Raw genomic sequence first — 25,033 nt, 5'->3', positions numbered from 1 at the left:
GGCGAAAAAGTGGAATAATTACTATTAAAGAATGTAATAACCTACAAAAAGCCTCCGATATTTATCCGTTTTAAGAAAATCTTATTACTTTTGCATTGATTAAAACAAACGTCTTTATGGTTTATAAATACGATTTTCTCATTATCGGTGCCGGCGTCGCCGGAATGAGCTATGCGCTAAAGGTAGCAAGAGAACACAAAGGCAAGATATGCCTGATCTGCAAAACAACGCTCGATGAGGCGAATACATACTTCGCCCAGGGAGGAGTGGCATCGGTGACGAATCTCAAGATAGACAATTTCGATAAGCATATCGAAGACACTATGATAGCCGGTGACTACATCAATGATGTGGAAGCTGTGGAGCAAGTGGTAAGGAATGCACCGGAGCAGATTGATGAACTGGTGAAGTGGGGAGTGCACTTCGACCGCAAGGAAGACGGCAGCTTCGATCTGCACCGTGAGGGAGGACACTCTGAGTTCCGTATCCTGCACCATGCCGACGACACGGGAGCTGAGATCCAGCGAGGACTGATGGAGGCCGTGCGCAGCAATCCGGACATCGACATCAAGGAGAATCATTTCGCAGTAGAGATAATAACGCAGCACCATCTCGGAATCGTGGTGACGCGCCGCACGCCGAACATACAGTGTTATGGCGCTTACGTGCTGAACCCGGAGACACAGAAGGTGGACACGTATCTGAGCAAGGTCACGCTGATGTGTACCGGAGGGTGCGGAGCCGTGTACCAGACCACCACGAACCCCCTGATAGCCACCGGCGACGGGGAGGCAATGGTATACCGCGCAAAGGGAACGGTGCAGGACATGGAGTTCGTGCAGTTCCATCCCACATCATTATATAATCCGCAAGAGACCCATCCCGCATACCTCATCACAGAGGCGATGAGAGGCTACGGCGGCATCCTGCGACTGCCCAACGGAGAGTCGTTCATGGAGAAATACGACAAGCGGTTGAGTCTCGCTCCCCGCGACATCGTGGCGCGTGCCATCGACAAGGAGATGAAGATACACGGTATCGACCATGTGTGTCTGGACGTGACCCACAAGGATCCGGAGGAGACAAAGCATCATTTCCCGAATATATACAAGAAATGTCTGAGTATCGGCATCGACATCACCAAGGAGTATATCCCCGTAAGGCCGGCAGCCCATTATATGTGCGGCGGCATCAAGGTGGACCTCAACGGCGAGTCGAGCATCAAGCGCCTCTATGCCATCGGCGAATGCTCATGCACAGGACTTCACGGAGGCAACCGTCTGGCAAGCAACTCACTCATCGAGGCTGTGGTATATGCCGATGCGGCTGCAAAGCACAGTCTGGCACACATTGATGAATATGACTTCAATGTGCATGTGCCGGAGTGGGACGACCAGGGCACCCTGACCAATGAGGAGAAAGTGCTCATCACGCAGAGCGTGAAGGAAGTGGGACAGATAATGAGCAACTATGTGGGCATCGTGAGAAGTGACCTCAGACTGAAACGTGCATGGAACCGTCTCGACCTGCTCTATGAAGAGACAGAGTCGCTCTTCAAGAGGGTGAAGGCGAGCAAGGATATCTGTGAACTTAGAAACATGATAAACGTGGGCTACCTCATCACACGTCAGGCAATAGAGCGTAAGGAGTGTCGTGGTCTGCATTTCACCATCGACTATCCTCTTCATGCTTACGACAAGAAGTAATAGGAGAGTGGATGGCTGACGGAAAGATATATATAGCATTAACCCCAAACCAGTCATCAGGCGATGTTCCGGATGACAGGTTTGGGCTTTGTTGTTTTTGGAGTGAAAAGGGACGGTTTGGCATTTGCTGACAAGACAAGGTCATAAACAGCATAATGATAGGAAATTAGCATTTCATAATGTAGCAGACAGGTCTTTTTATAACCTGTATTGTTAGCTTTTTCGTGCTTTTCTTTGCAGCACAACAAAAAAATCGTATTTTTGCACCTATTGTATAACATGAACTTTACATTATAACAGAATAATATGGGTTTAAAAATCATTGTACTTGCCAAGCAGGTACCAGACACACGCAATGTTGGCAAAGACGCCATGACGGCTGAAGGCACCGTGAACCGTGCCGCATTGCCAGCAATTTTCAATCCTGAAGATTTGAACGCCCTCGAACAGGCGTTACGTTTGAAAGACCAGAATCCAGGCTCCACAGTGGGTATCCTCACCATGGGCCCTCCACGTGCTGCCGAGATCATCCGCCAGGGACTCTATAGAGGAGCAGACACAGGATGGCTGCTGACCGACAGACTCTTTGCTGGTGCCGACACGCTCGCTACCTCATACGCACTTGCCACGGCAATCCAGAAAATCGGCGGTGCCGATGTGGTAATCGGTGGTCGTCAGGCTATCGACGGTGACACTGCACAGGTGGGACCACAGGTGGCACAGAAGCTGGGACTCTCTCAGGTGACTTATGCCGAGGAGATAGAGAAGTGTGAGAATGGCGTGCTCACCATCCGTCGCCATATCGACGGAGGAGTGGAGACCGTAGAGGCTCCTATGCCTATCGTCATCACGGTGAACGGCAGCGCCGCTCCTTGCCGTCCTTGCAACGCCAAGCTCGTGATGAAATACAAGCGTGCCAACGTGCCTTTGGAGCGCACTGCCGACATGCCATACGCCGAGCTTTATGCCGAGCGCCCATATCTGACGCTCAACCAGTGGTCTGTAGCCGATGTTGACGGCGACCCGGAGCAGTGTGGACTCGCCGGCTCGCCAACCAAGGTGAAGGCTGTGAAGAATATCGTGTTCCAGGCCAAGGAGAGCAAGACGCTCACCGCTTCCGACACTGATATCGAGGGAATGATAAAAGAATTGTTGGACGAAAAGATTATTGGATAAGAGATGAACAACGTATTTGTATATTGCGAGATAGAGAACACCACGGTTGCCGAGGTGTCTCAGGAATTGCTTACCAAAGGCCGCAAGCTCGCCAACCAGCTTGGTGTGGAGCTTCATGCCATCGTTGCCGGTACCGGCATCAAGGGCAAGGTGGAAGACCAGATACTGCCTTATGGCGTTGACAAGCTCTTCGCCTTTGATGCAGAGGGTCTCTTCCCATACACATCAGCACCACATACGGATATCCTGGTGAACCTCTTCAAGGAGGAGAAGCCACAGATCTGCCTCATGGGAGCAACAGTGATTGGCCGTGACCTCGGTCCGAGAGTGTCGTCATCGCTGACAAGCGGACTGACAGCCGACTGTACACAGCTTGAAATCGGTGATTTCGACGACAAGAAGAGCGGCACGCATTATGACAACCTGCTCTATCAGATTCGTCCGGCATTCGGCGGAAACATCGTTGCCACAATCGTAAACCCGGAGCATCGCCCACAGATGGCTACCGTGCGTAGCGGAGTGATGCAGAAAGCCGTATACGAGGGTGAGGCAAAGCATGAAGTGGTATATATGGACGTAGCAAAATATGTGCCTGAGGCTGACTATGTGGTGAAGGTCATCGACCGCCACGTTGAGGCTGCCAAGCACAACCTGAAGGGTGCGCCGATCGTCGTTGCCGGTGGCTACGGCGTGGGCAGCAAGGAAGGTTTCGACATGCTATTCCAACTCGCCAAGGAACTCCACGGAGAGGTGGGCGCCAGCCGTGCGGCTGTTGACGCAGGATGGGTAGACCACGACCGCCAGATTGGCCAGACCGGTGTGACAGTGCATCCAAAGGTGTATATCGCATGTGGTATCTCCGGTCAGATCCAGCATATCGCAGGTATGCAGGACTCTGGTATCATCATCTCCGTGAACAACGACCCTGAGGCTCCTATCAACAAGATTGCCGACTATGTAATCAACGGCACTGTGGAGGAGGTCGTTCCAAAACTCATAAAGTATTATAAGCAGAACTCAAAGTAAAGAACATCATGGCTAATTATTATAGCGACCATCCGGAATTTGATTTCTATCTCAATCACCCGGAAATGAAACGCGTCGTTGAGCTCAAGGAACGCAACTTCGCAGACAAAGACAAGTATGAGGATGCACCCGTAGACTTCGACGATGCCATCGAGAACTACAAGCGTGTGCTCGACATCACCGGCGACATCGCCGCCAATATCCTCGAACCCAACAGTGAGGCTGTTGACCTCGAAGGTCCACACCTCGTGGAGGGACGCATGCACTATGCTTCGAAAACATACGAGAACATCGAGGCTACACGTCAGGCAGGACTCTGGGGCATCTCAATGCCTCGCCGCTACGGCGGTCTGAACATGCCTATCACTCCTTATTCCATGGCTTCGGAAATCGTGGCTACGGCAGATGCCGGATTCCAGAACATCTGGAGCTTGCAGGACTGTATCGAGACTCTCTATGAGTTCGGTTCTGAGGAGCAGCGCCAGAAGTATATCCCACGTGTATGTGCCGGAGAGACCATGAGTATGGACCTCACTGAACCTGATGCCGGTTCTGACTTGCAGCGCGTAATGCTCAAGGCTACATACAGCGAGGAGGAGGGATGCTGGCTGCTCAATGGTGTGAAGCGTTTCATCACCAACGGCGACTCTGACATCCATCTCGTGCTGGCCCGTTCAGAGGCAGGCACACACGACGGACGTGGACTCTCAATGTTTATCTACGACAAGAACCAGGGTGGCGTTACCGTGCGCCACATCGAGAACAAGCTCGGTATCCACGGTTCACCTACCTGTGAGCTGGTATACAAGAATGCCAAGGCAGAACTCTGCGGAAGCACCCGTATGGGACTCATCAAATATGTGATGGCGCTCATGAACGGTGCCCGTCTGGGTATCGCCGCACAGTCTGTCGGCGTGAGCCAGGCAGCCTACGACGAGGCTCTTGCCTATGCCAAGGACCGCAAGCAGTTTGGCGAGGCTATCGTGAAGTTCCCTGCCGTATACGATATGATTGCCCGTATCAAGGCAAAGCTCGACGCCGGTCGCAGCATCCTGTATCAGACAGCACGCTACGTTGACATCTACAAGGCTCTCGAAGATATCTCCCGTGAGCGCAAACTCACTCCGGAGGAGCGTCAGGAGCAGAAGAAGTATGCCCGTCTTGCTGATGCCTTCACTCCAGTGGCAAAGGGTATGAACTCTGAGTATGCCAACCAGAATGCATACGACTGCATCCAGGTGCATGGCGGTTCGGGATTCATCATGGAATACAAGTGTCAGCGCCTGTACCGCGACGCACGTATCTTCTCTATCTACGAGGGAACGACACAGCTGCAGGTTGTAGCAGCATTGCGTTACATCACTAACAGCACCTATCTCAACATCATGAAGGAGATGCTCGAGAGAGAGGTGTCTGAGGATATGAAGCCGCTGCATGTGCGTGTGGCAAAGATGATAGAGCTCTACGAGCAGTCGCTCGAATACGTGAAGCAGGCTGAAAACCAGGAGGTGCTCGACTTCCTCGCCCGTCGCCTCTACGATATGACTGCCGATATCCTCATGTCGCTGCTCATCATCGGTGACGCTACTGCCTCACCGGAACTCTTCGCCAAGAGTGCACAGGTTTATGTGCGCTATGCTGAGGAGGAGGTAATCGGCCACAGCTGCTATGTCAAGAGCTTCATAGCCGAGGATTTGGTGAACTTCCGTGCCGCAGAGTAAGCGGATCAAAATTTATATATACAACATATTAAGGGGATATGCAGACTGTATCACGTCTTGCATATCCCCTTTGTATTGGGGGTATCACCATTTTGCAAAAGCTGTTGCCATGTTCACTCTTCTGTCTGCGTCTTAGGCCAGTTCACGAGATACAGTTTTTCCGTTGCTCGTGTGAAGGCTGTGTATAGCCAGTGGATATAGTCGGGCGTGAGCATGTCGTCGGTCATGTATCCTTGGTCCACATACACGTGTGCCCATTGTCCGCCCTGAGCCTTGTGGCAGGTCACGGCATAGGCGAATTTCACCTGCAATGCGTTGTAGTATTTGTCAGACCTCACGTGTCCCATGCGTTCACTCTTCAGCCTAAGGTCGGCATAGTCTGCAAGGACGCCATTGAAGAGCTGCTCGCTCTGTTCGCGGGTCAGCGATGGCGATTCAGACTGCAGCGAGTCAATGATGACGGTGGCCTGCAGCTCGTAGTTGTCGTAGTCGGGGAATTCAAGGGCGAGGTCGGCGAAGCGGAAACCATACAATTCTCTGATGTTGCGTACGCGGCGCACCTTCGCCCTGTCGCCGTTGGCGATGAATGAGAAAGGCGTCTTCTCCATGTCGGCAGTAGGCGGCTTGGGAGCTGGTTCCGATGATTTGGCAGCCTCACGAGCCTTTTTCTCCTCCTGTTCCACCCAGAAATAGTTGTTTCTCACAATCATCAGCATGTCGCCAGGTGTCAGTTCGTCCTCCCTGCCGAGCACCATGCCCCGGATTCCGTTGTTGTATACGTTAGCCCTCTTGTTGCTGCGAGTCACCACCATTGTCTCGTCGAGTCCCACCTCAGAGTAGCTGCCGGCAAGCTGTTCTATCAGTTCGTCGCCAGGCACCATCTGGATGTCGGCAAAAGCCTTGAACCTTATTTTGGGCAACTGTGTAGCCTCGTCGTGGGTTATCATCTGGCGTATCACGTTGGCGTTGTATAAGATGCCGGAGTCGTGAGCCTGTCTCAACACCTCGTTCAGTTCCACACTGTGCATCGTCAGGAAATAGTTGGCGGCGAGACTGTCAGCCATGAGAGCCGGCGACTCCTCTTCGCCGACAGGAGGCAGCTGCGCCCTGTCGCCGACAAGCATCAGCCGGCAGTTGTCGCCGGAGAATACGAACTCCATGAGGTCGTCGAGCAGACAGCCGCTGCCGAATCCCGGTGCACCGCCACCGGAAGCGAATCCGTCGTTAGACACCATAGAAGCCTCGTCAACGACAAACAGCGTGTCACGCTGCTTGTTTATGTTGAGGCTGAATCCCGTCATGTCGCCGGTGAAAGTCTTCTGCCGGTATATCCTGCGGTGGATGGTGAATGCCGGCATTCCTGCATTCATGGATAGCACTTTGGCAGCCCTTCCCGTGGGAGCAAGCAGCACCACCCTCTGGTGCAAGCGAGCCAAAGTCTTGACCATAGCCGCCGAGAGCGACGTCTTTCCGGTACCTGCCGAACCACACATCACCATCGCCGGACGGTCGTCGCGACAAGTCATGAACCTGCAGAACGTACGTATCGCTTCCTGCTGTTCGTCAGTGGGGCAGAAGCCGAAGGTTTCTGTGATGGCCCTGCTTAATTCATCCTCAATCATGGTTATTTTTAGCTAAACTCTTGATATTACAAATTATTTACCGTAATTTTGCATATTACGATATTCTATCGACGAGTGCAAAGTTACGCTAAAGATTTCTTTATAGCAAGGCAAGAAGAATGAAAATAAAACTCAACCATATACTTGCCGCCATCGTGGTGGTGCTCCTCGCTCTCTGTTGGGCGAGCGTTAGGCGTCCTATGCACTTCGCCGACCAGCGTAAGCAGCGAGAGTCGGAAGTCATACAACGGCTGACGGAAATCCGCAAGGCGGAAAAAAGCTACAGACAGCGCTTCGGAATATACGCCGGGTCTTTCAGACAGCTCATCGGGAGCGGACTGCTTGCCGATTCGCTGCGCTACGTGCCGTATTCAGAAGGACAGGAGTTTGAGCTCTCAGCCTCGGTGCATACAGGCAAGTCGGGAGCCGCAGTGCCAGTGATGGAATGCGGCGCGCCATACGATGCCTATCTGCAAGGACTCGACGAGAACAGCATCCGCGAGCTCACCGAAGGGGCAAACGGAAGGGGAGAATATCCGGGAATGAAATTTGGAGACATCACAACACCTAATGACAATGCAGGAAACTGGGAATAACATATCACAGCAGGAACATCGACTAATGATAAGAGTGGGACATGGATCACTCGCCTTCGCATACAGAAATGGCGATGGTGCAGGATTCTCGTTCGTGCCATACGCCATAAATGGTGGAATCTCCATGGCGGCAAACCTCAGAGAGGCGTTGCGCGACGATACGCTCCGACTGGCGAAATGGAGGAAAGTGCAGGTGCTTCTCGACTCGCCGGTGGTGATGGTGCCTATCGACGAATATGACGAGCACAGCAAGGAGCTGCTCTATAACTACACCGTGATGGGACAGGAGAATAATGCCGTGCTCGCCACCATACTGCCGCAGGTGAACGCCGTGGCACTGTATTCGCTGAACAAGGACCTGAGACTCGTGCTCACCGACAATTTCTCCGACATAAAGGTGCATCCGGTATGTGGGTCAACATGGCAATATCTGCAGCGACGAAGCATGGCTGGCAACAACGAGAAACTGTATTGCTATTTCCACGACGGGAAGATGGAGCTTTGCAGCTTCCGCAAAAACAGGTTCCGCTTCTCCAACACGTTCGAAGTGGCGCATGCCAACGATGCCGCATATTTCATCCTTTCGGTATGGAATCAGCTGGCGATGAACGAGAAGAAGGACGACATCTATTTGTGTGGCGAATTCAAGGAGCGCGACGCTCTGATAGAAGAACTCCATCGCTTTGTAGCCAACATATACAAAATCAAGGCGTCGTCGGATTTCAACCGCCATCCGCTGACCTTGCAGGAAGGTGTGCCTTTCGATATGGTGACGGCACTGCTGAAATGAACATGGGCAGGACTTGACGGCAAGTCCACTCATCAATAACAATAATATAATGCGCATAATAACAGGATTATACAAGGGAAGGAGATTTGATGTGCCCCGCACCTTCAAAGCCCGTCCCACGACAGATTTCGCAAAGGAGAACATTTTCAACGTTCTCAACGGATATATAGATTTCGAAGGCACCACAGCTCTCGACCTCTTCTCCGGCACGGGAAGCATATCGCTCGAACTCGTGTCGAGAGGTTGTCAGCAGGTAATCAGCGTGGAAGCCGACCGCGACCACCATGCCTTCATCAAACAATGTGTGGCAAAGCTCGGAGCCGGCAACTGCGTGACGATACGTGGCGATGTGTTCCGCTTCATCAAGGGATGCAAGCAGCAGTTCGACTTCATCTTCGCCGACCCGCCATACGCCCTGCCGGAATTGCCAACACTGCCAGAGCTCGTGTTCAAGGCAGGAATGCTCAAGCCGGGAGGCGTGTTCGTGTTTGAACATGGAAAGAAGAACGACTTCAGCCAGCATCCGAATTTCGTGGAGCATAGAGAATACGGAAGTGTGAACTTCTCTATATTCAGGGAGGCAGACAAGGAGGCAGATGATTGACCACGCTACGATAGAAAGAATCAAGGATGCGGCAAACATCGTGGATGTCGTCTCTGAGTTTGTGACGCTCAAGAAAGTGGGCGCCAACTACAAAGGACTGTGCCCCTTCCACGACGAGAAGACACCGTCGTTCTATGTCTCGCCGGCACGCGGAATCTGCCACTGCTTCTCATGCGGAAAGTCGGCAAATCCCGTCAGCTTCCTCATGGAACATGAGCAGATGACGTATGTGGAGGCACTGAAATGGCTCGCCAACAAATACAACATCGAAGTGCGTGAGCGCGAGATGAGCGAAGAGGAGAAGCGGGAGCAGAACGACCGTGAGAGTATGTTCATCGTCAACAAATGGGCGATGGAATATTTCAACAACATCCTCCTCAACGATGTAGATGGCAGAGCGGTAGGTATGCAGTATTTCCGCAGCCGCGGTTTCCGCGACGACATAATAGAGAAATTCCATCTCGGTTTCGCCCTTCCGTCGCGTAATGCCCTCGCGCAGGAAGCCCTGCGCAAGGGATTCAACGAGAAATATCTCATAGCCACCGGACTATGCTTCAAGCGTGACAACGGAGAACTCGTAGACAAATATTCGGGCAGGGTGATGTTTCCGTGGATTGGAGTCAACGGCAACGTGAGAGCCTTCGGCGGACGACTTCTCGATTCCCGCACAAAGGGAGTGCAGCAGAAATACATCAACTCCTCAGACTCGGAGATATACCACAAGGAACGCGAACTGTATGGCATCTTCCAGGCAAAGAAGGCGATAGCCAAAGAGAACTGCGTGTATATGGTGGAGGGATACACTGACGTGATTTCCATGCACCAGTGTGGTATAGAGAATGTGGTGGCAAACTCAGGAACGGCACTCAGCGTGTATCAGATACGGCTCCTTCACCGCTTCACCGACAATATCGTGTTGCTCTACGACGGTGACGCCGCAGGAATCCATGCCGCCATGCGAGGCATCGACATGCTCCTCGCTGAAGCGATGAAAGTGAAGGTGCTGCTGCTGCCGGGAGGCGACGACCCCGACAGTTTCGCACGTAAGCATACGGCGGAAGATTTCCGCAAATATGTGGCCGACCATCAGCAGGACGTGATAGAATTCAAGATAGCCTATCTCTTGAAGGGCGTCACCGACCCGATGAAGCGCTCAGAGGCGATAAGCAGTATAGTGAAGAGCATATCGGTGATACAAGACCAGATAGTGAGAGCCACATATCTGCAGGACGCCGCCCACCGCATCGGCATAAACGAAGCTACGCTCATCACCACGATGAACAAGTTTATCCGCAGCGGCAAGGAGGCGGAACTGAAGGAGCAGCAGCGAGAGCAGCAAAGCACTCCCGCAGCAGACCAGCCGGAGCAGCAGACTCAGGTGGGACCGGAACCGCCAATGCAGCAGGCCAAGAAGGTGGAGTATATGCTCATGCAGGCTGTGGTGAGACACGGAGAGCAGATAATCTACGACAATGTAGAGACTGCCGACGGACAGACCATGGCGCTCAACGTGGCGCAGTATGTCAGCTACGACCTCGGCACCGACAACCTCTCATTCTCTGTGCCGCTATATAACAAGGTGTTGCAGGAAGTGGTGGACCATAGCGCCGATCCCGGCTTCAAGGCAGAAGACTATCTGATGAAGCATCCCGATATGGAGATTAGCAAACTCGCCACAGAAATGTCGTTCGACAGGTTCCAGCTGCGCAAAGGAGCCAAGCTGCGCACCGGCGATGATGTGCTGAGAAACCAGATAGTCCATCTCGTGCTCGATTTCAGAATGGACGTGGTGTCAGAGAAACTTGCGCATCTCAAGAAGGAGATATCGCTCAACACAGGAAACCAGGAAAAACTCATCTCGCTCATAAAGGAGTATCAGGAGACCCAGAAGCTCCGCAATGCCATAGCCAAGGAACTTGGCAGCGAGATAATAATATAAGGTGGCACGTCATTGTGCTCAATGCGCCGCATGAAGCATCTGATATGGAAAGAGATGCTCATGCCGGCGGTATACATCAATGCTTATGGAGTATCTGTATTGGATTTTTATAAGTGTCTACGTCATTGTCGTCGTTGCGACAATCATCAATGTGCTCATGGACAACAGACTGCCCGTGAAGACCATGGCATGGGTAATGGTGCTTGCCTTCATGCCAGTGGTGGGCATTGTGCTCTATTTCTTCTTCGGGCAGGACACGAGAAAGGAGAAACTCATAAGCCAACACAGTCTCGACCTGCTCACCAAACGATCGATGCTGGAATTTGCCGTGCAGACTGACCTCAAGGTGCCGGATGGTAGCGAGACGCTGGTGAAACTCTTCGCCTCGCAGAACTGGGCGATGCCTTTCAAAGACAATGCCGTGGACATCTACACCACGGGATACGACTTCTTCAGCTCCTTGTTCCGTGAGATAGGAGCGGCAAAGAGCAGCATACACCTCGACACATATATCTTCGACCATGACTCGCTCGGACAACTACTCGCCGACATGCTCATAGACAAGGCGCGGGAAGGAGTGGAAGTGAGAGTAATCTACGACGATGTGGGATGCTGGAACGTTCACGACTCCTTCTTCAAGCGTATGCGTGATGCCGGTATCAAGGTGATGCCATTCATGCCCGTGCGCTTCCCTGCCTTCACAAGCAAGGTGAACTACCGCAACCACCGCAAGCTCTGCGTCATCGACGGCAGAGTGGGATTCATCGGCGGCATGAACGTTGCCAAACGTTATGTCACGGGCACTGACGGCCATAGCTGGCGTGATACCCATCTCAAGATTGTAGGAGGAGCGGTGTATGCCATACAGAGGGCGTTTCTCATCGACTGGTATTTCGTTTCTGGCACTCTCATCACCGACCGCCGCTATTATCCCGAACTGTTGGGAAACGTGAAGAACGACATTGTGATACAGATAGTGACGAGCAGTCCGGTGGAGAAGTGGCCAGACATAATGCAGGGCTATGTGCGCATACTGCTTGAGGCGCGCCGCTATGTGTATATAGAGACTCCATATTTCCTCCCCACCGAGACGGTGATGTCGGCAATGCGTATCGCCGCTCTGGCTGGAGTAGACGTGAGGATAATGATTCCCCGCCATGGCGACGCAAAGTTCGTGGAGTGGGCGAGCCGGTCGTATGTCTTCGAGACCATACAGGCTGGCGTAAAGGTATACCTCTACCGTCCGGGATTTCTTCATTCCAAGCTTCTCGTTTGCGATGATATAGTGTGTACCTGCGGTTCTACCAACGTGGACTTCCGCAGTTTTGAGAACAATTTCGAGGCGAACGCCTTCATCTACGACCGTGAAACCACTTTGCGTTTCAAACAGATTTTCATGGACGACATCAAGGAGTGCAACTTCGTCACCGAGCGTATGATAAGCAGGAAGCGTCCGTTCGCCCAGCGTCTGTGGGAATCTGTAGTGCGTCTTCTCTCGCCATTGTTGTAAGCGGGAGCTGTCAGCCTCTATGGACTGTAATTGTTTTGCCAAGGGTGAAACCACAAAAAACGGAAAAGGATAGCTATGGATGGAAAATCGGGTACTGGTGCTGCCCCACTTGGGCGCTGGCGTTGCCCATTTTGCCTTTTATGTATATAAGTTTGCAGCTTGCTGAAACCCTTGGTGGAAAACATGGAAAAGGGCTGACACTTCATTCAAGAGAGGTGTCAGCCCTTTGTTGGTAATCCTAATCGTTCATTAGAACTTTATCTCCGATCGCCCATTATGGCTTGCTTGGGTTTTGAGCTTTTAGAAGAAACGGTTTACAGACCGATGATGCTTTTATCCACCCAGTATACTATGATACCGGCGAGATAGCCTACGAAGGCAATCCATGACACCTTCTTCATATACCAGCCGAATGTTATCTTCTCGAGCCCCATTACAACCACACCGGCAGCAGAACCGATGATGAGCATTGAACCGCCAACGCCGGCACAGTAGGCAAGCAGCTGCCAGAAGATACCGTCTACAGACATGTCGCCACCGATGCTTGGGTCTACAGGATACATACCCATGCAGCCAGCTACGAGAGGCACGTTGTCTACGATGCTCGAGAGCACTCCGATGATACCGGTCACGAGATAGTGGTTGCCTTCGAACACCACGTTGAGGCCGTTGCCGAGCTGTGTCAGCACACCGATCGTTTCAAGACATGCCACAGCCATCAGAATTCCGAGGAAGAAGAGAATCGTCGACATGTCGATGCGTGAGAGCATATTGCTTACGCGCTTCTGCATGGTGCTCTTCTTGGCGCTCTTGGGCAGATGGCTATAGAATAGCTCTGTGACGGTCCAGAGCAGTCCGAGGACGAGCAGTATGCCTACGAACGGAGGCAGATGGGTGATAGACTTGAAGATAGGCACGAAGATGAGTCCGCCCACACCGAGGAAGAACACTGTCTTGCGCTGAACGGCGGTAAATTCGCTTGATGTCAGTTCGCCGCCCTGCTCTTGAGGCAATGCCAGTTCGCCTTTCAGTGAGAAACTCAGTATGTAAGCCGGTATCACCATTGATACAATAGATGGCACAATGATTTCCTTTATCACTCCTAGGGCTGTTATCACTCCCTTGTTCCAGAGCATGATGGTGGTCACGTCGCCGATAGGAGAGAAGGCACCGCCGGAGTTGGCTGCGATTACCACGAGGGCTGCATATATGATGCGGTCTTTATGTTCGCTGACGAGTTTTCTGAGTATCATGATCATCACGATGGACGTGGTGAGGTTGTCGAGTATTGCCGAGAGGATAAAGGTCATGAAGGCGATACGCCACAGCAGGGCTTTCTTGCTCTTTGTCTTCAGTGTATCCCTGACGAAATTGAAACCGCCGTTCTGGTCTACAAGTTCCACGATTGTCATTGCTCCCATGAGGAAGAACAGTGTGGTGGCAGTGCTGCCAAGGTGGTGTTCAATGGCTTCGTTGACTACAGACGGAATTTTGTCGCCGATGGCGGCAGAGAGATACTGCGATGGGTCACACATGAAGATTGTCCAGCAACCCACGAACATGAGCAATGCGATTGCTGCCTTGTTTACCTTCGTCACGCTCTCGATGGCTATGAAGAAATAGCCGATCACGAATACCGCAACGATTAGCATTGATAAGCTTGTCATTTTTTTGGTTATTAATTTTGATTAGTTTGATTTGTTCGTTTGTAATATCGACTTTGCAAAGTTAAGCATTAAATTGGTATGCGCAACATTTTTTTAATTAAAAAAAACATAATGGTGATATATGCGTAGTGTTGTTGGGTGGGGTAGTAATGATTTGCAGCGGTGTCGGTTTTGTTGTGTGTAATGCAAAAAAAACTCGGACATGCCCCTGTGTTGCAGGGCATGTCCGAGATAAGTTGTAGACTCAGGGCTACTCGTTTTCCCAAGATAGCCTTTCGTATTGTTTCTTTTCTGGATATTATCCGCAGTGGAAGTATCCCTCAACGAGCTTCAGGATTTCAGCCTCGTTGTTCTGGATGTCCTCACGCAGAGTCTTGTCGCCGAAAGCTCTCAGCTGCTTCTGGATACCGTCGATCATCATTGCAGAGAATACTCCGTGCTCCTCGAATACCTTGCGGAACTTCTCGAGGCAGTCAGCAGAAGCCTCGCAGCTGTCTGGCAACTGTGCGAGAGCAGCAACGCGCTCAGCGTTCTCAGCATCGTGGATGTTGTAGTTAACGTATGTCTTCTCAGCGATTTCGAGAGCGTCCTTCATCTCGAATCCGTGACGGCAAGCCACGCAGAGACCAGCGATGAGCTGATAGATGTCAGCAGAACCGTCTGGTGAGCGCATCTCTACAGTCTGCTTCAGTGATGTGTCGTAGCCGGCAGCTGTGTCGAGTGGGTTAGCACCGTGGCACATGTCGCATTTTGAAGTCCATCCCAGTGGTACACGTACGAGCACTGATCTGTTGCAGTCGCCCCAGCATACGTTTGTAGGAGCCTCCTGATGAGGAACGAGACGGAAGTAAGAAGTAGGGTTCTTGTTTCCGAATGCGGTGATGGCAGGAGCGAGGTCCATCATACCGGCGATCATTGTGCGAGCCTCGTCGCTGAGCTTGCCGTCGTGGATCATCATGTTCTTGCCGTCCTTCATGATTCTCATGTGGATATGGAGACCAGAACCAGCCTTTCCGGTTGTGATCTTAGGAGCGAATGTCACGTTGAGACCCATACGGTCTGCTACGTTTCTGATCACCCACTTTGCGATCATGAGCTGGTCAGCGCTCTCCTGACAGTCGATAGGCAGGAACTCGATCTCGCCCTGCTCATAAACGTTGCCGTCCATTCTGAAGTTACCTACCTCAGAGTGACCATATTTGATCTGTCCGCCGGTTCTTGAAATGTAGTACATACATTTTGTGCGGAAATCTGTTGTCTTAGCGTATGGAGCAGACTCGTGGTAGCCCTTCTGGTCAACAGCAGGGAATGTGCCGTCGTCTGGAGTGATAACGTAGTATTCCAACTCGCCCATAGACTGGAACTCCATGCCTGTAACCTCGCGGAAAGCCTTTGCAGCCTTTGCCAGAGTGTGTTCAGGTGCGCTCTCGAGTGGCTGTCCGTCCTTGTCGAAGAAGGAAGCGAGCATGCAGAGAGTAGGAACTTCTGCGAATGGGTCAACGAAAGCTGTGCGGTAGCGAGGCACTACATAGAGGTCGCTGCTGCTTGCGCTGATGAATGGGAACAAGCTTGAGCCGTCAACGCGCTCACCACAAGTGAGGATAGTGTCGAGGTAGCTCAGACTGTTGATTACGAAATTCAGAGTCTTAAGCTTGCCGTCGCCTCCTGGATACATGAAGTTGACCATCCGGATTTCGTTGTTGCGGATGAAGCTGATGATGTCTGCTTTTGTGAATTCACTTGCCGGTTTCTGTAGAAATTCCACTACTTCGTTGGCATTGAGTATTAGTTCTTCGCTGTTCATAGTAAAAGTATTAAAATGATATTAGAAATAGCCTTTTCGGGCGGCAAATATACGCATTTACTTTGTTCGTACAAAATAAAAAACCTAAATATTTGACAAAATGACAAATCTTTAGGCTTTTTATCCATTTATACCCTCTTTGTGGCTCCGGCTTTGGCTTTTTTTATCTAAAATAGGATATTAGGGCTTGTTCGTTTTTTTATTGACGGAGCCTTTATTTCTTGCCCTTAGGGGAGTGTGTGGCTAATGCTTTTTCCCGACATTCCCGATCATTTCCAGATCCTTCTCGCTCAGTCCTGTCTTGTCGAGCGGCATTGCCTTGTTGTGGTCGTTGAGATAGCGGCGGGGGGCCGAATGCAGTTTGCCGGAACTTATATTCAGTGAGTCGGCACGGTATGGTGTGCTGATTCCTGCCAGTCCGAGCATGGAGTGGAAGAACGACGCACTGCTTGCCACCGGCTTGTGGCGGTTGGCGACGAGTGTGGCGTGAATGCCCGGGTATAACCTGTCGTAGCTCTCCGACACCCATGCTATGAGCGGCACGTGCAGCTCGTAGTATGATGGAGTGGGCGAGGCGTGAAGAAACAGTTTGCGGTCGTCGTCGAAGATGTTCTCGCCGTGGTCGGAGGTGTATAGCATGGCAGCTACAGCCCCTGTCTTGCGCAGTGCCGCGATAATGTCGTGTAGCAGTCTGTCGGTCTGACGGATGCTGTTGTCGTATGCGTTTACGAGTTGCTGCCTGTTCGACGCCTTGGCTTCAGAAGCGTCGTCGGGACGGAAGAAGGCTTCGCTCCGAGGATAGCGTTCGCGGTAGTTGAAGTGCGAACCGTAGCAGTGCAGCACTATCAGTTCCCGTTTCCTGTTCTTTGCCAATACCTTATTTAATATAGTCAGCATCTCCTCGTCGGGAGTGTTGGCTCCTTCCTTGCTGTGTTCCTTTATGAAAGTCCAGTCGTCGGCCTCCTCTCCGAAGAAGTCGATGAACGAGTGGTTCGGGAGTTGGTTTGAGATGAAGGTGGTGTGGAAGCCGGCCTCTTTGAATGCCTCTATTATTCCCTTCTCGTGATAGATGCGGTCGTAGTCGGTGGCAGAAGCCGCCGAGAGGAGCATAGGCACGCTTTTGTGGGTGGTGTTCGACTGCGACATCACGTTGCTGAACGCCACCAGCCCCCGTTCCCGCTGCATCAGCGGAGTGGTAGGCCTGTTGTATCCGTAGATGGAGAATTCGCAGGCACGTGCCGTTTCGCCAACCACCATCACGTATATCTCCCTGCCGTCGTATGCCGTTTCCTTTTTTGCCTTGAAGGAGAATCCCTTTGACGTTTCGGCATAGTGGTTGGTCTGGTATGTGCGTTCGCCGGCGAGATAGATATTGTATATGACGTTGGCAGGGTAGAGGTCCAGTTCCGCCCTGTAGTCATTGTCGGTGATATATGCGGCAGAGAGCGACAGCAGTCCGGCGGCAGTCAGTGCGCCGCCGATTATCCTCTGGTTGTGGACGAATGCCTTCGTGGTAGTCTTCTTTCCTCTTATCGACACCACGCCAAGGATGAGGATTGGCAGATATACTATGAATACGAAAGCCACGCCAGGCACGAGGTTGTCGAGCAGTTCCATCGCTTCGCCCGGATTGGTGGTCACGAGATTCAGAAACATGTCCACGGCGATTATCCCCTTGCCGAAAAGGTATAGCAATACTATCTGGAATGCCGCAAAGAATATGAACAGGAACAGGCCCCAGATGGGTTTCCCCGGTTTGCGGCTGAGCGTCATCGCCATCCAGTATATGCCGGCAGGCAGCAATACGTTGGCGAGAGAAGCCGCCACACCGAGCTGCTCCGTCACGCAGAGGGCGATGTTTGGCAGCAGGAGAGCTGCTATGGTGATAAAAAACAAGTGGTGCGGATGTGCACACCACTTGTATATGTTTGTTATTGTCTTCATTCTGTAGTTGTTGATAGTGCGTATGGTTTAGTATACCAGTCCCACATTGTCCACCCAGAAGGTGTTGCCCGGTGTTCCGATGTATGCGCCGCCGTGGCTTGACGAGAACTGCAATACGAGGTGTGTCGGTGTCTCGTCGGCGTCGGCCCATCCCGTTTCTCTCACTATCACGCTCTTTCCCTTGCTGTTGCGAGCGTAGTCGCAGGAGCGCAGTCCCATGGTGGCGGCGTTGTAGTGAGGGTTGTGTCTGATATCTCCATACATGATATTGTATGTCGCTCCGTTCACCCATCCCGTAGACTTGCCGTATTTCACCACCAGCGTGCCCACGCGCTTTGCCGTGATGTTGCCTTTCTTGTCTTCGTGTCTCTTCTGCAGATAAAGCACCGTGATGCAGTAGTCCTGTCCGGGCACTGTGGATGGGCTGCTGAATCCGGTTTCCTTTATTCTGTTTCTCGTTCCCGGCACAGAAACCTTGTAGTCGTATCTAAGAGCTTTGGGGCGTTTGTTGAAGCGGATACCCCAGTTCATGTTCTTCGGACCGTCTTTTGTTCCGGTGATAGGTTCCTTCATGTCGCCGAGATATATCGAACCGGCAGCCAGCACCTTTATGTTTATCATTCCGAGAGCCTTGCAGGTCTCTATGTGAGTCATCATCTTGGCGCAGTAGCCGTGGCCGGGATGCACGTCGCGGTATACCGAGTTGTTTGTCTTTGTGATGCCCATCACCTTTGCCATCACGTTGGATGTTCCCCAAGGCGAACCGCCGAGGTTCTTGTATGGGTTATTGTTGTTGATGGTCATGTTTGGGCCGATGGCATATATCGTCTTTTTCTTTCCGCCGATGACGGCAGACTCCTTGATGTTTCTCACCACCCAGTTGTCCATCTTTCCATATTCCAACAGTTCAAACTTCTGTGCCAGAGCGTCAGACGATGTGGCGGTCAGAAGCAGTCCGCACAATGCTATTCTAATACCTTTTATCATGTCGTTGATTTTTTATATGATACAAATATGTTGCAAAGTTACTCCATTCTTTCTTATGATGGTCTTTTTGTATGGTGTAAAAATGTTCAAAATGTCTTATTTGCTCGGTTTATCCTCTTTCCCGGTGGGAATTCTGTGTTTTGGGGAATAAAATACTTGTGGCATTCAGAGTCGACGCTATGACTGCTTGAGATCTAAATCTGGAACTTGGGTTATTATTTTCTGAAAAGATTTTGCTGTTTGAATCTATTGTTGTAGATTTGCGGTGAGAAACTTATTTGGATAATAACTAAAACGTTTGAAAGTTATGGATTTGACACACAATATGATAGAATATGTGAACTGCTGTGTCGGTGCTTTTGCCAAATCGTTTTAGTTTGACATTGGCACAGTCGTACGCTTACCTGCGTAGGTTTAGAGGTATAGATTTTCTTATTGGTTGTTATGCTGCAGAGCATACACTTTCTATAGAGGATGCTGTGGAGGATATTATGTTGTTATGCCAAAAGAATGGAGGACGGTAGGGATGTTGAAACCTGCAATTCAATATTTCTTTGGTACAGAAAAAGCAATAAGTTACTTAAAGAAAATTTAATTATGAGTGAAGATATTCAATTTCAGATAGAATGTCTCTCTGCCGAATTGGTTGAGATGCTTATGTGCAGGTATGGATGGGATATGAAGAATGCACTTGACGAACTGAGGTTCTGTTTTTTGCCATATACAGCATCAGGAAAAGAGCATCTTTAAAAGAATCTCTTGGGAGAATGGATATGGTCAACAAAATCAATGCGACCCTGAAAAAACAATTGGAAACAGCTGAGAACAACCGCCAACAGGCCATAGAAACATTATAGCAAAAACTAGAATCAGAAAACGAGAAGAAAATATCAGATTTAATATATGGCAGACAATGTCTGGATAAGTTGCGGCAAGGTGGAACAATGGCCAAATGGAATACGAAAGAACAAAAGGCCGTGATAGAATATTATAGCGTTCTCAATCCAAAGGTAATGGAGGAAATAAGAACGGGGTACAAAAAGTTGACCAACTATAACATGATGTTTCTCATCACCGAATCTTGGGATTTGAGCGATGAAGACAAGGCCTTTTTGCTGAACACCACCCCAGGAGCAGTGCGCACCATGCGCAGCCGATTGGCTAAGAAGAAAGTATGATTTATTGGATTTGAACATGACGCTGAAGGGTTCTTTGAATAAAGGGCTGTGCCGCTGAATTTTGACGGCACAGCCCTTATTGGATGTTTGGCGTTGGTTTTATTTCACTGTTTTCTTGATGGTGTGGCCGTTTTGACGGAAGATGTACACTCCTGCTGGCAATGCAGGGGTTGCGCCGTTGGTTTCGGCTACCTTCACACCCTGTGTGGTATAGACGGTGAGCGGCTGGTGGTCAGTGGTGGCTTGGCTGATGCCGGTGGTGCCGGTAGCTTCGAGCCGCACGTTGTCGATGGCTATGTGGCCGTCCATATTGCCGCTGTAATACCAGCGGAACATGATTTCGCCCGTGTCGGAGAGGTTGGTCACATCGTGTGTGATGTGCACGGGGCTGCAGGTTGCGCCTTCTTCCAGGTCGGTGTCATGGTAGGGGGTGAGCATCTCCACGTCTTGCCACGATGCACCGCGGTCGGTGGAATATTCGATGAAGGCCTCGCAGTCGTCCCACATCGACAGATAGTCGAGGTCGTAGCTCAGGGTGAGCGTCTGGCCGGCTTCGTGGGCTGTGCTCAGCGGCGGTGTGACAAGGTGGGCCATGATGCCTGCATAGCCGGCGCTGATGCCGTCGATGGAGGCGTAATAGCCGTCGAATCCATTGCCGTTGATGTTCATCTCAAACCAATCGTCAAATCTCCATACATAAAAGTCTTCGGTGTATTGATACAGGTTTTCTACTGTCCAGTCGGCTGGCTTGAACGGGGTGTCGAATGTCTCGCTGAAGGGCAGCGGATGGACGGGCATGGTGCCATTGCTGATGCTCACTGCCGATGGCATCGACTCTACATCATCGTCATAAACAGCGGTGACGGTGTAGTCGAACTGGCCCTGAGGAACAGCCGTGTCGGTGTAGGTGCAGGTGGTGATGCCTGTGGCTATGGCGGTGGTGCTGCGGTAAACGTTGTAGCCCTTGACGCTGTGGTCGCGGTCGGCGGGGGCTTGCCATGACAGCTCGACCTGGCCGTTGTCGCCAAGCTCGGCCGAAAGCTGGGTGACGGGCATGCGCGTGCCGATGGCTATCACATCGCCCACGGCTTCTGATTCGCCCGAGGGATTGTCGTACATGGCCGACACCTTGTATTCGTAAACTCCCTTGGTGAGCCCGGTGTTCTCAAAACTGGTTTCCGTGATGCCATAGCCTGCCCACATGCCGTTGCAATAGACAATGTAGCCTTCAGGTTTTTGGTTGCCCTGGGGTTCGTCCCATGTAATCACAGCTGTGTAGCCCTGCTCGCTGTCGTAGCGTGAACTGACCTGCACGTTGAGTGGTGCATCGAAGGTGGGGGCAAGGATGTTGACCGTGGTCTGCACCCCTTCGCTCTCCTCATCGGTGAGGGCATCGTAGAAGGCCACACGGTAGGTGTGCTCGCCCTCTGCTTTCTCGCTGACATCGGTGTATTGGCGTGCGTTGATGCTGCCGGCTATGAGTTGGCCGTCGAGATAGATGTTGTAGCCGCCGAATGAGGTGGTGGATGCTGCCTTGCTGATGGGGGCAGCGGGTGCTGGGCCGCTGATGCGCACATCGTCGATGGCCCACAGGAAATAGAGATGGTCGGTGGCTGATGCCTTGCCGCTCACGGCGTGGAAGGCGATGCGGGTGTCGGGGGTGGCAGCTCCCAAGGGCAGTGAAACCAACTGCCAGCCGCCGTCGGGTGAGCACTGGGTGCGGGCATCCCATATCACTTGCCAAGTGTTGCCGCCATCGTGGCTCACCTTGACATAATAGTGGTCGTCGTAGCCCTCGTAGGTGTCGTATTCGAGCACCATGGGGTCGATGTAGCTGTAGAACTCGAGGTTGGTGGCGTTGTCGTATGGCGGTGATATGAGCCACTCGTCTTGGTTGGCCGACGAACCGTCGGGGTGAGTGCCAAGGTCCATGAATACCATGGCGCTGTGGCTGCCCGTGTGGATGTAGTCGGTGTAGTTGTCGAACTGTGAGAAATCATCGGTGGGGTAGTGGAACCATGTGCAGCGGTAGTCGCTGCCGTTGGCGGTCTGCACCGTCCACCCCTCACCAGGGAAGGTGTCGTCTTCAAAACCGTTGTTCTCTACATCGTTCATGCCTGTTGGCAATTCCCATGACAGGTCAACCTTGCTTCCGTTGACTTCTGCCTGGAGGTTGGTCTGTGCCTGTGCGCCCATGGGCAGCAGACAGAGGGCAAACAGTGTGGATGCCCACGACCGGTGATGGTGTAATGTTAGTTTCATGAGCTATGAGATTTAAAAAATAATAAGATGCTGCAAAGATAATGAATGATGGGCATCAATGGAACATTTTGCATGTGTTTGCGGTTACTATTTCACGAAACAGTAACCAAAAGAGCGTTATGCGTTGATTTTTTTCTCTTTTTCCTCTCTCGACAGCTTCTGGTACATGCTGGGCTTGATGCCCGTGATGCGGGTGAAGACGGTGATGAAATTGGCCTGCGACTTGTAGCCCACGCTCTCTGAGATGGCCTTGATGGTGAGTTTGCCGTAGGTGTCGTCGTCCATCAGGCGGCGCATGGCTTCTTTGATGCGGTATTCGTTGAGCAGGGTGCGGAAGTTCTTGCCAAACACTTGGTTGATGACTTGTGAGGCGTAGCGGGTGTTGGTGCCTGCCTTCTCGGCAAGACGCTCGATGGTGAAGTTGCTGTCGCAGAAATCTTCTGTTTGCTCCATGGTGTGCATGATGCAGGCAAGAATGGCCTTGCGCTGCTCTTCGGGCACGGTGGTGGAGGTGGGGCGCGGCGACTGCTCTTTGAGGTCGTGTATGCGCTGCCGATAGGCATTCTCTTCGGTGAGCATGGCCTTGCTGCGCTCATAGAGGCTGTTGTAGGATGCCTTGAGGCGGCGTTTCTGCACAATGACCACGGCAAGCAGCACCATGAACAGCAGCGAACAGGCGATGAGGGTGACAAGCCAGCGGCGCTGCATGGTGAGCTGCATCTCCTTGCGCTCTTTCTCCAACGTGAGGTTGTTGATGGTGTCGGTGCTGCGGTTGGTCTCGTAGAGAAACTGGGCGTTCTTGAGGTGGTTGAACGCTGTGATGTTATAGATGGAGTCGTTGAGGTCGAGGTATTCTGACTTGTATTGAAGGGCTCTTTCTAAATTGCGCTTCTCATAGAGCATATAGAGCTTCTTCAGTGTTTCAGCCAGCAGGTTGGCTTGGTTGTTTTCGCGTGCCAGACGTTCGTTGGTGTGCAGATAGCACAGGGCTGAATCTACTTGGTTGAGGCGGAGAAACGATTCGGCCATGCTTGTGTATGAAGAGCCTTCGCACTCAACGCCCAACTGATGTTCTTGGGCATAGTGGGCCGACTGGCGGAACCAGCGGATGGCCTCGCGGTGGCGGTTCTCGTAGGAGAGTATCATGCCCTTGTCCATGAGCAGGTTGTAGTGGTAGCGTGGACGCTGCTCGCGGTTGGCGGCCATCTCTCGGTAGTAGGCCTTGATGCGGCTGAGGGGCTCTTTGGTGGGGTAGGCGCATATCAGATTGTTGAGCAGACGGTTGACGAAGCTCTTGTCGCCGCTGTGGCGTGCCACGGCGAGTGCCTTGCGATAGAACATGGAGCTGCGCTCAAAGTCGTTGAACATGCTATAGACATTGCCTATCATGTTGTAGATGCGGGGAATCATGTCGCTGAAGCCGTTGTCTTCGCACAGTTTGAGACTGGTTAGGAAATATTCCATGGCCTTGGAATAGGAGCAGCGCATGTAGTAGATGTTGCCGATGTGGCAGGCGGCCTTGGCACAGGCGTATTTGTCTTGCCGCTCCATCTGTGCAGAGTAGCGGCTCATCAGGATGTTGAAGGCCACGAGAGCACGGTCGTCGGCCTGGATGCCTGTCTGGGTTTCGCCGTAGCGCAACAGGGACTGGGCATTGAGGGTTGACAGCTGGCGGTATTGTGCCTCGATGGGATGCTGGCGGTTGTCGTGGGCATACATGCCGATGCAGGCCGAGCTGAGGAGCATGGCCAGCAGAAGTGAGGCGAATGGGCGCCAGGGGCTTGTATCGGCGGTATGCGGCATAGGGTGGGGGATTGGTGGCTTAGTGACGACCTGCTTTCATCATGCACCATGCGCCGATGGCGATGAAAGGCAGACTGAGCAGTTGGCCCATGTCCAAGGGCAGTGAGGCCTCGAAGGCTTCCTGCACCTCTTTGGTGTATTCGATGAAGAAACGGGCGGTGAATATGCCGGTGAGGCAGAGGCCGAAATAATAGCCCGTGCCCACCCGTTGGGGCCAGCGGCGGTAGAGCAGCAGGCCAATGACAATATCCACTATCTCGCAGGTGGCGGGAACTATTCTTCCGGGATGGACTATCTCTGCCAGACGGGTGAGACGCTCGTCGGGCACAGTGATGACGCCCACATTGGGTTCTATCGTACAGAAAGGAAAGTTGGCTGCCTGTGCCTTGGCACTTGACAGACAATTGAAAAGCGTGGATTTGCCCACGTTGGGCAATCCCACGATACCACATTTTAATGACATCTTTATAAACGTTTATTTGATTCTCCCTGCGAAGTTACGGATTTATTTTGACATAACGCCCCTTTTGGCTCGAAAAAGGGGGAATTTTGAGCCAAAAAATGAAGATACCTTCGTTGTCTGTTGAAGATACCTTACCCCAGTTCGGGATAAGATTTTGTTCATAAAAAGTTGGTAGTCTCATAAATATTTTGTACCTTTATAGGTGAAAATCAATTAGTTACAAAAATATTTAATA

General features: G+C 51.7%; 20 protein-coding genes. 12 read left to right on the top strand and 8 right to left on the bottom strand.

Annotated elements, in window-relative coordinates; translation table 11 throughout:
• The first annotated feature begins 116 nt into the window (after nt 1-116).
• The 4 genes from nadB to QVO99_RS03695 all read left to right on the top strand — a co-directional run bounded on the left by nadB (nt 117) and on the right by QVO99_RS03695 (nt 5,629).
• A complete protein-coding gene (gene nadB, locus QVO99_RS03710; protein WP_022316258.1) occupies nt 117-1,706 on the top strand; it encodes an L-aspartate oxidase in 1,590 nt (529 codons plus the stop codon).
• A 306-nt stretch (nt 1,707-2,012) separates the two neighbouring features.
• Nucleotides 2,013-2,882 carry an electron transfer flavoprotein subunit beta/FixA family protein gene (locus tag QVO99_RS03705; RefSeq protein WP_022316257.1) on the top strand — a complete coding sequence of 290 codons (870 nt, stop codon included), beginning with the start codon at nt 2,013-2,015 and terminating at the stop codon, nt 2,880-2,882.
• A 3-nt stretch (nt 2,883-2,885) separates the two neighbouring features.
• Complete coding sequence (locus tag QVO99_RS03700; protein ID WP_022316256.1) at nt 2,886-3,908, top strand: electron transfer flavoprotein subunit alpha/FixB family protein; 1,023 nt, start codon at nt 2,886-2,888, stop codon at nt 3,906-3,908.
• A gap of 8 nt (nt 3,909-3,916) precedes the next feature.
• Nucleotides 3,917-5,629: an acyl-CoA dehydrogenase family protein gene (locus tag QVO99_RS03695; RefSeq protein WP_022316255.1), complete on the top strand. Its 1,713-nt coding sequence runs from the start codon at nt 3,917-3,919 to the stop codon at nt 5,627-5,629.
• A 113-nt stretch (nt 5,630-5,742) separates the two neighbouring features.
• Here the strand turns inward: QVO99_RS03695 and QVO99_RS03690 are convergent, their stop codons facing one another.
• Nucleotides 5,743-7,251, bottom strand: a complete 1,509-nt coding sequence (locus QVO99_RS03690) for an ATP-dependent DNA helicase (protein ID WP_022316254.1) — start codon at nt 7,249-7,251, stop codon at nt 5,743-5,745.
• A gap of 119 nt (nt 7,252-7,370) precedes the next feature.
• Between QVO99_RS03690 and QVO99_RS03685 the strand changes: the two genes are divergently transcribed.
• From QVO99_RS03685 to cls, 5 genes are all read left to right on the top strand, one after another.
• Nucleotides 7,371-7,847 carry a hypothetical protein gene (locus QVO99_RS03685; RefSeq protein WP_022316253.1) on the top strand — a complete coding sequence of 159 codons (477 nt, stop codon included), beginning with the start codon at nt 7,371-7,373 and terminating at the stop codon, nt 7,845-7,847.
• Entirely contained in the window at nt 7,822-8,637 is an 816-nt protein-coding gene (locus tag QVO99_RS03680) for a DUF3822 family protein (protein WP_044066115.1), read from the top strand. Before QVO99_RS03685 ends, QVO99_RS03680 begins: the two co-directional genes overlap by 26 nt.
• 49 nt (nt 8,638-8,686) lie before the next feature.
• On the top strand, nt 8,687-9,241 hold the full coding sequence (locus tag QVO99_RS03675) for an RsmD family RNA methyltransferase (protein ID WP_022316251.1): 555 nt from the start codon (nt 8,687-8,689) through the stop codon (nt 9,239-9,241).
• A complete protein-coding gene (dnaG, locus tag QVO99_RS03670; protein WP_022316250.1) occupies nt 9,234-11,180 on the top strand; it encodes a DNA primase in 1,947 nt (648 codons plus the stop codon). The genes QVO99_RS03675 and dnaG overlap by 8 nt, the downstream gene beginning before the upstream one ends.
• Before the next feature lie 85 nt (nt 11,181-11,265).
• Nucleotides 11,266-12,690: a cardiolipin synthase gene (gene cls, locus QVO99_RS03665; protein ID WP_042519201.1), complete on the top strand. Its 1,425-nt coding sequence runs from the start codon at nt 11,266-11,268 to the stop codon at nt 12,688-12,690.
• Nucleotides 12,691-13,004: 314 nt separating this feature from the next.
• On the opposite strand, the gene nhaD is transcribed toward cls, so the two are convergent.
• The 4 genes from nhaD to QVO99_RS03645 all read right to left on the bottom strand — a co-directional run bounded on the left by nhaD (nt 13,005) and on the right by QVO99_RS03645 (nt 19,092).
• Entirely contained in the window at nt 13,005-14,357 is a 1,353-nt protein-coding gene (nhaD, locus tag QVO99_RS03660; RefSeq protein ID WP_288176936.1) for a sodium:proton antiporter NhaD, read from the bottom strand.
• Between the two features lie 298 nt (nt 14,358-14,655).
• Complete coding sequence (locus tag QVO99_RS03655; protein WP_022316246.1) at nt 14,656-16,161, bottom strand: glutamine synthetase family protein; 1,506 nt, start codon at nt 16,159-16,161, stop codon at nt 14,656-14,658.
• Between the two features lie 243 nt (nt 16,162-16,404).
• The gene (locus tag QVO99_RS03650; RefSeq protein WP_022316245.1) at nt 16,405-18,105 is read right to left on the bottom strand and encodes a phosphoethanolamine transferase; all 1,701 of its coding nucleotides are present in this window, start codon (nt 18,103-18,105) and stop codon (nt 16,405-16,407) included.
• Between the two features lie 27 nt (nt 18,106-18,132).
• Nucleotides 18,133-19,092 (bottom strand): PCMD domain-containing protein, encoded by a 960-nt coding sequence (locus tag QVO99_RS03645; RefSeq protein WP_022316244.1) that lies wholly within the window; start codon nt 19,090-19,092, stop codon nt 18,133-18,135.
• 347 nt (nt 19,093-19,439) lie between these two features.
• On the opposite strand from QVO99_RS03645, the gene QVO99_RS03640 reads away from it, so the two are divergent.
• The 3 genes from QVO99_RS03640 to QVO99_RS03630 all read left to right on the top strand — a co-directional run bounded on the left by QVO99_RS03640 (nt 19,440) and on the right by QVO99_RS03630 (nt 20,270).
• A complete protein-coding gene (locus QVO99_RS03640) occupies nt 19,440-19,616 on the top strand; it encodes a DUF3791 domain-containing protein (protein WP_374119402.1) in 177 nt (58 codons plus the stop codon).
• Nucleotides 19,603-19,842, top strand: a complete 240-nt coding sequence (locus QVO99_RS03635) for a hypothetical protein (RefSeq protein WP_288176935.1) — start codon at nt 19,603-19,605, stop codon at nt 19,840-19,842. The genes QVO99_RS03640 and QVO99_RS03635 overlap by 14 nt, the downstream gene beginning before the upstream one ends.
• A gap of 194 nt (nt 19,843-20,036) precedes the next feature.
• Entirely contained in the window at nt 20,037-20,270 is a 234-nt protein-coding gene (locus tag QVO99_RS03630; protein WP_022316241.1) for a hypothetical protein, read from the top strand.
• A 99-nt stretch (nt 20,271-20,369) separates the two neighbouring features.
• On the opposite strand, the gene QVO99_RS03625 is transcribed toward QVO99_RS03630, so the two are convergent.
• The 3 genes from QVO99_RS03625 to QVO99_RS03615 form a co-directional block, all read right to left on the bottom strand.
• Nucleotides 20,370-22,532, bottom strand: coding sequence for a choice-of-anchor J domain-containing protein (locus QVO99_RS03625; RefSeq protein ID WP_022316240.1), 2,163 nt, complete (start codon nt 22,530-22,532; stop codon nt 20,370-20,372).
• Nucleotides 22,533-22,649: 117 nt separating this feature from the next.
• Entirely contained in the window at nt 22,650-24,335 is a 1,686-nt protein-coding gene (locus QVO99_RS03620; protein WP_022316239.1) for a helix-turn-helix domain-containing protein, read from the bottom strand.
• A gap of 19 nt (nt 24,336-24,354) precedes the next feature.
• Complete coding sequence (locus QVO99_RS03615; protein ID WP_022316238.1) at nt 24,355-24,798, bottom strand: prolipoprotein diacylglyceryl transferase family protein; 444 nt, start codon at nt 24,796-24,798, stop codon at nt 24,355-24,357.
• Between the last annotated feature and the right edge of the window lie 235 nt (nt 24,799-25,033).

Origin of the sequence: Prevotella sp. CAG:592, assembly GCF_000436015.1 — a bacterium.
GTDB lineage: Bacteria > Bacteroidota > Bacteroidia > Bacteroidales > Bacteroidaceae > Prevotella > Prevotella pectinovora.
Note: the sequence above shows the minus strand (reverse complement) of the source record. Positions and strands in the feature narration are given on the sequence as shown.